The sequence below is a fragment of the Bacillus cereus group sp. BfR-BA-01441 genome, from assembly GCF_022663075.1.
In the GTDB taxonomy this organism is placed as follows: Bacteria; Bacillota; Bacilli; order Bacillales; family Bacillaceae_G; genus Bacillus_A; species Bacillus_A cereus.
On sequence record NZ_JAKUEU010000003.1, the window covers coordinates 142113 to 148112 of the forward strand.

Below are 6000 nucleotides of genomic sequence, written 5' to 3' on the forward strand. Positions count from 1 at the left end.
AAAATAAAAAAGTCAGCAAAACTGACTTTTTACCCGACCATTTTTTCTCTTTTCATTTCCTCTACTACTCTCGTATACTTCTCATCATCAAATTCATTTTCACTTTTCGCAACAACTACAGTTGCAATACCGTTACCAATTAAATTAACGATAGCACGTGCTTCTGACATGAAACGATCTACACCAAGTAATAGCGCTAACCCTTCTAGTGGGATAACATTCATTGCTGACAAAGTAGAGGCTAATACAATAAATCCCCCGCCTGTTACTGCCGCCGCTCCTTTAGATGTAACTAATAAAATAGCTATTATAGTTAATTGTTGACCTAGTGAAAGATCGACGTGAAAAACTTGAGCTAAAAATATAGTTGCCATTGATAAATAAATCGTTGTTCCATCTAAGTTAAAAGAATAGCCTGTTGGAATGACTAAACCTACTACCGGTTTCGAACACCCGAAGTCTTCCATCTTTGTCATCATTCGCGGCAGTACTGATTCTGACGATGATGTCCCGAGAACAATAAGTAATTCTTCTTTAATATACGCTAAATATTTCCACAAACTAAATTTATACAATTTACAAATAAAATTTAAACAATAAAAACAAATAATGCCATTATCGCATATACACAAATCATTAATTTAACAAGTGGTATGAGCGTGCTTAAACCATACTTCCCAATTGTAAATGCCATCCCACCGAATGCTCCAACTGGTGCTAATTTCATTACAATTGATAAAATGTTAAAAAATACTTTCGATAATCTTTCAAAAAAGTCAATAACCGGTTGTCCATTTTTTCCTAACATCGTTAACCCTGCTCCGAATAAAATGGAGAAGAACAGAACTTGTAAAATATCACCTTTGGCAAATGCTTCAAACATGTTAGACGGCACGATATGTAAAAAGAAATCCATCCATTTCATTTCTTGCCCACTTTGTACATATTGTGAAACATCTCCGCCTTTTAGTTTTGAGGGATCTAATCCATCTCCTGGACGTACAACATTCGCTACGATGATACCAATAATTAAAGCCGCTGTTGTAACAATTTCAAAATATAATAGTGCCTTCCCACCAACACGGCCTACCTTTTTCATACTTCCCATACTTGCAATACCGAGCACAATTGTTAAAAAGATAATCGGTGCAATAACCATTTTAATCATATTGATGAATGTTTCACCAATTGGCTTCATTTGTTGTCCAACACTCGGCCAAATTGCCCCTACTACAATACCACAAATAATGGCCACAATAACTTGGAATGTTAAATTCTTTACGATTCTCATTTTTGATACTCCCCTGTATTTTCATTTCTCCCATACTATTTCAATAATTGCTAATGATATATTCTATGTAATAGCCCCCCTGTTATTTAACTTAAACTATAACTTTATGTTACACTATTATCTTAAACTTCAAAATAGCATATAACATTCACGAATAAAAGACATACTATTTAACATAATAAAAAAGCAGACATTACATCTGCTTTAATTCTCCTCAATCTGTTTTTCACTTAATCCTAGATGTGTTCTAAGAGTATTACTCAAACTCTGTAGATCTTTTTTATTAGGATTATAATAATATACACGTTGCCCGTTTGGGCCATTAGGTAAGTATAAATCATCACCAGCTAATTGTATTTTTTCAACTGAACCGTTTAAACCGTATTTATAAAAAGATAAAATATCATCCATTACTAAATTTGTTTTAAAATCACCATCAACCGCCTCAACTATTTTTTCTAGCTTCGTAATCGATCCTACACTTTTTAATTTACTTAAAATCGCTTCAATAACAAGTTGTTGGCGCTCTCCTCTCATTGCATCACTATCAATATGGCGCGTTCTTGCTAGTGCAAGTGCTTCTTCCCCATTTAATTTTTGTAATCCTTTTTTCAAATGAATCGCATCAGGTTCATCTTTACTATTTTGCTCCGTAAATTCAACTGGGACATCCACTTCAATACCATCTAACCCATCAACAATTTTAGTAAAGGAACCAAAATTAAATTTCACAAAATAATCAACAGGCACCTGTAACAATTTTTCTACCGCTTCCACAGAAGCTTGCGGTCCTCCATCTTTACCATTTTTAACGAAACCACTTCCATATGCATGGGTTATTTTATCTTTTTTCTTTTCAACTGGAACATATGTATATGTATCACGCGGTATGCTCGTTAATTTCACTGTTTTATCGTCTTTATTAAAAGTCGCTAACAATAATGCATCTGTATGAAATGCACCATTATATTCCTTTTGTCGTTCTTGATTTTCATCAATTCCCATAATTAAAAGTGAAACATGATTTGCAATTGGCTTTACAGATTTCTCACGTAAATTGGATTTTTCACCTCGTGCTAAATTCAAATTAGATTTTTGTACAAGACTAGAAGTTTTCATATATACATAGGCTCCATAGCCAATTCCACCAAATAGTAATACCGCCAGTAGTAAACTTATTATCTTTTTCTTTTTATATTTTTGCTTATTTTTCTCTTCTCTTAAAGATGAATGATTCCCCATTTACTCTCCTCCTGTTTCTATTCATCCAATATGTTTTTCATTTTTTCATATTTAGCGCTATCCTTTTGAAACATACTTTCTTTCAATCCCTTATCTATTTGTATCCATTCAGTCGTAACTGAATATTGAATCAAGCCTTCTTGAAAACTAAGAAATTTCAACATAATCCCTGTATTTTTCTCCACAACCATTTCGAATTTCCCTCTTAAATCTTCAGAGGTGCTAACAGGCATCTCTATGTTTATAACTCCTTCAATTTTGTAACAATCTAATCCAAGATATTTCGTTTCTTTATAATTCCAATCTTTATATCGAATTAATAAATCTGCGAATTCTGATTGAATACTATATTTAGCTAGCCCTACATATTCATCATCATATCTCTTTTTCTCATCTGATTTTCTCACTAACCTTTCCGTAGGATTTAATTTTAATAGTTCATTGTTTCTTTCTTTCGGGTTCCATTTTGTCTCTTTATAGGTATACTTCTCATCATCAAACTCTTTTTTCTTCCCCTCGTTATATATAATTGTTCGTTTTTTGGCTAGTTTATCTTCTTTCGAAGAGATACCTCTTTGTTTCTCCGTATCAATCGCATACTTATATGTTGTAGCAATTCTTGATGAGCTAGAATATTCCTCAAATTGTCCTGAAATATTTTTAAAATAATCAATAGAAGCTAGCATTTTTTGATGAATCTTTTCTTTATCTGGATAATGTACATTCGATTTTATTTCTTCTTCATTTTCATAATCAGAAAACGCTTTTTTCTTTACATATTCAAATACTCCACCATTTTGCGCAAAACTTTGTATAGAAAACTCAGACATAGATACCACTGAAAGTATACAAACCGCTGCACTAATTATCATCATATGAATTTTGTAACTCTTCTTTTTTACCTTAAGATTATGTAGCGTGCCATTAATCTTTTCATTTAACTCTGGAGGTACTATAACATTTTCATCTTTTATTCTCTTTTTTAATTTCTCATCAAATAATTTTTCATTATCCATCCTTTACACCCCCTATTCCATCTTTAATCGTTTTTGTAGTTGTTCCCTCGCACGTGACAATCTTGATTTCACTGTTCCTTTCGGTATTTCTAACAGCTTTGCTATACTCTCTTGATGCATGTCTTCATAGTAATAAAGCACCGTAACAGCTCTTAATTCTTCATGTAACGATTGAATCGCATTACACAAATCTATATCTTCATACTGATCACAAGCACTCATATTGTAATCATTCTCTTCTGTCACAATTACATTTTTATACGCTCTAATAATATTGTTACACTCATTTATTAGTATTCGAATTAACCAAGTTTGAAAAAATTCTTCTTTTTTTAATTTTTTTATATTTTCATAGGCTTTTAAAATTGTTGTCTGTATCGCATCCTCTATATTTGTCTCATCACGTAACATCGCCTTTGCTATTCGATACATCTTCGCTTTTTCTGTATGTATAAGCGCTATAAAGGCTTCATGATCACCTTTTTTCGCTAAAGAAACATCCGTTTCTTCTTTTACAATCATTTTATATAAAGGGATTACTTTCACAATTGCTCCTCCTGTTTCATCCTCACTTCATCACTTCCAATTTAACTTTACATGTATTAGACGTATGAACCTAGAAAAAGGTTCACTTTTTTGAATATTTCTGTAATTAAAAAGATAAATATCCTTTATAAGGATGCAATAAACATACTAGTTTAAATTTACAAATAAAAAAAGCCCACTTTCTCAGTGGACTTTCTACTCTATAACGGTAAATCCCTCTTCCTAAATACTACAATTGCTACGATAAAAATACAAAGTGCTACAGTAGTTAAACCTATACTTACCGGCCATATATTATATGATCCTTCAGCAATTTCTTTCGGACGAAACAGCGTGAATAATGATAGGTTTTTCATCCATTCTAACTTATCACTTAACTTCCCTACCATATCCAATACGAAAAATAAAATAGTTAAACTCGCTGAATAACTTAGTGCTTTTCTTTCGTCATTACATATACAAGAAAAGAAAAATGAATACGCACTAACGACTAAAAATATGAGCCCTCCGACTACATTTATCTTCAAAAATAATTCTTTATTTAAGTTATTATCTTGTAAAAACCATTCTGCACCTACTAACCCAGCTACATACGTAACAGATACAATAATTAGAAGTCCCAATATGAGAACAGCAGCTTGTGTAATCGCAATTTGCACTCTAGATACAGGTGTTGCTAGCAAGTATGCCATTGCTCCTTTATCTACATGACAAGCAATTAAATGTGTCGCAACTGTTACGCAAAAAATTGTTAAAATGATAATAAACAATAGACTATAGTATTCGCCCGCTAGAAAATCCATTACGTTTTGAATCGGACTTTCCATACCAACGATTTTTTTCACGCTATCAGGCATGGCAGCTATTAATTCATTTAGCCCTTTCGCTGATACCATTGACGGGAATATCCAAATTAATAACCACAGATATAAAGCTGCACCAGACGCATAACTCAAAATATTTTTTTGTGTTTCTTTCAAACTAGCTAAAAATAATTGCTTATTCATGCGTTATCCCTTCTTTCTTATCGTAATAATGCATAAATAAATGTTCTAAATCCATCGCTCTCGTTTGAAGTGCCGTTACATTATAGTTTGAAAGTGTTTGTAAAACAGTTTGATAGTTTCCTTGTACAATGATAGATGCCTCTCTGCCTTTTACCGCTTCAAATTGCAAATTACACTTTGTAAGGGACTCAATCTCTTCTTCTGATGATACTGTTACATCTATCACCTGTCTTCTCATACTTTGTAAATCGTGAATATTTTCAACCGTTACGAGTCGACCATCTTTAATAATAGCTACTCTATCACAAGTTCTCTCAATTTCAGTAAAAATATGTGATGACATTAGGATTGTTTTTCCTCTTTGCTTTTCCTCTAATATTAAATCTATAAATACTTGCTGCATAAGTGGATCAAGTCCAGATGTTGGTTCATCTAAAATTAACACCTCTGGATCGTGCATAAATGCAGCGACTATCCCTACTTTTTGCTTCATTCCTTTAGACATTTTGCGAATCGGTGTTTTCACATCAAATTGCAGACGCTCTATCAGTTCATCTCGTCTTTTCGTATCCTTTAATCCACGCATTCCTTGCATTAATTTTAAAAACTCTAATCCGTTCATTCCTTCAATAAAAGAAATTTCACCCGGTAAGTAACCAACTTCCCTTTGAATTTTCGCCGCTTCATTCCAACAATCTAATCCAAAAATTGTCGCTTTACCAGTTGTCGGTTTTATAAATCCCATTAAATTACGAATCGTCGTTGATTTCCCGGCACCATTCGGTCCTAAATAACCAAATACTTCTCCCTCTTTTACATCAAATGTAATATGAAACAAACCTTTTCCGTTCGAAAACTGTTTTGTGACATCTTGAACTGAAATCATAATTCCACCTCA

5 protein-coding genes and 1 pseudogene are annotated in these 6000 nt (G+C 32.8%); all 6 read right to left on the reverse strand.

Annotated features, from left to right (window positions below; translation table 11 throughout):
* Positions 1–29: 29 nt before the first annotated feature.
* A pseudogene (locus MR107_RS02760) lies at positions 30–1291 on the reverse strand (dicarboxylate/amino acid:cation symporter).
* Between the two features lie 204 nt (positions 1292–1495).
* Positions 1496–2533 (reverse strand): LCP family protein, encoded by a 1038-nt coding sequence (locus MR107_RS02765; protein ID WP_242292052.1) that lies wholly within the window; start codon positions 2531–2533, stop codon positions 1496–1498.
* Positions 2534–2550: 17 nt separating this feature from the next.
* Complete coding sequence (locus MR107_RS02770; protein ID WP_242292053.1) at positions 2551–3549, reverse strand: anti-sigma factor; 999 nt, start codon at positions 3547–3549, stop codon at positions 2551–2553.
* A gap of 12 nt (positions 3550–3561) precedes the next feature.
* Positions 3562–4095 (reverse strand): sigma-70 family RNA polymerase sigma factor, encoded by a 534-nt coding sequence (locus MR107_RS02775; RefSeq protein ID WP_000864731.1) that lies wholly within the window; start codon positions 4093–4095, stop codon positions 3562–3564.
* Between the two features lie 200 nt (positions 4096–4295).
* A complete protein-coding gene (locus MR107_RS02780; protein WP_001041418.1) occupies positions 4296–5102 on the reverse strand; it encodes an ABC transporter permease subunit in 807 nt (268 codons plus the stop codon).
* Complete coding sequence (locus tag MR107_RS02785; RefSeq protein WP_000626576.1) at positions 5095–5988, reverse strand: ABC transporter ATP-binding protein; 894 nt, start codon at positions 5986–5988, stop codon at positions 5095–5097. Before MR107_RS02785 ends, MR107_RS02780 begins: the two co-directional genes overlap by 8 nt.
* Positions 5989–6000: the final 12 nt, after the last annotated feature.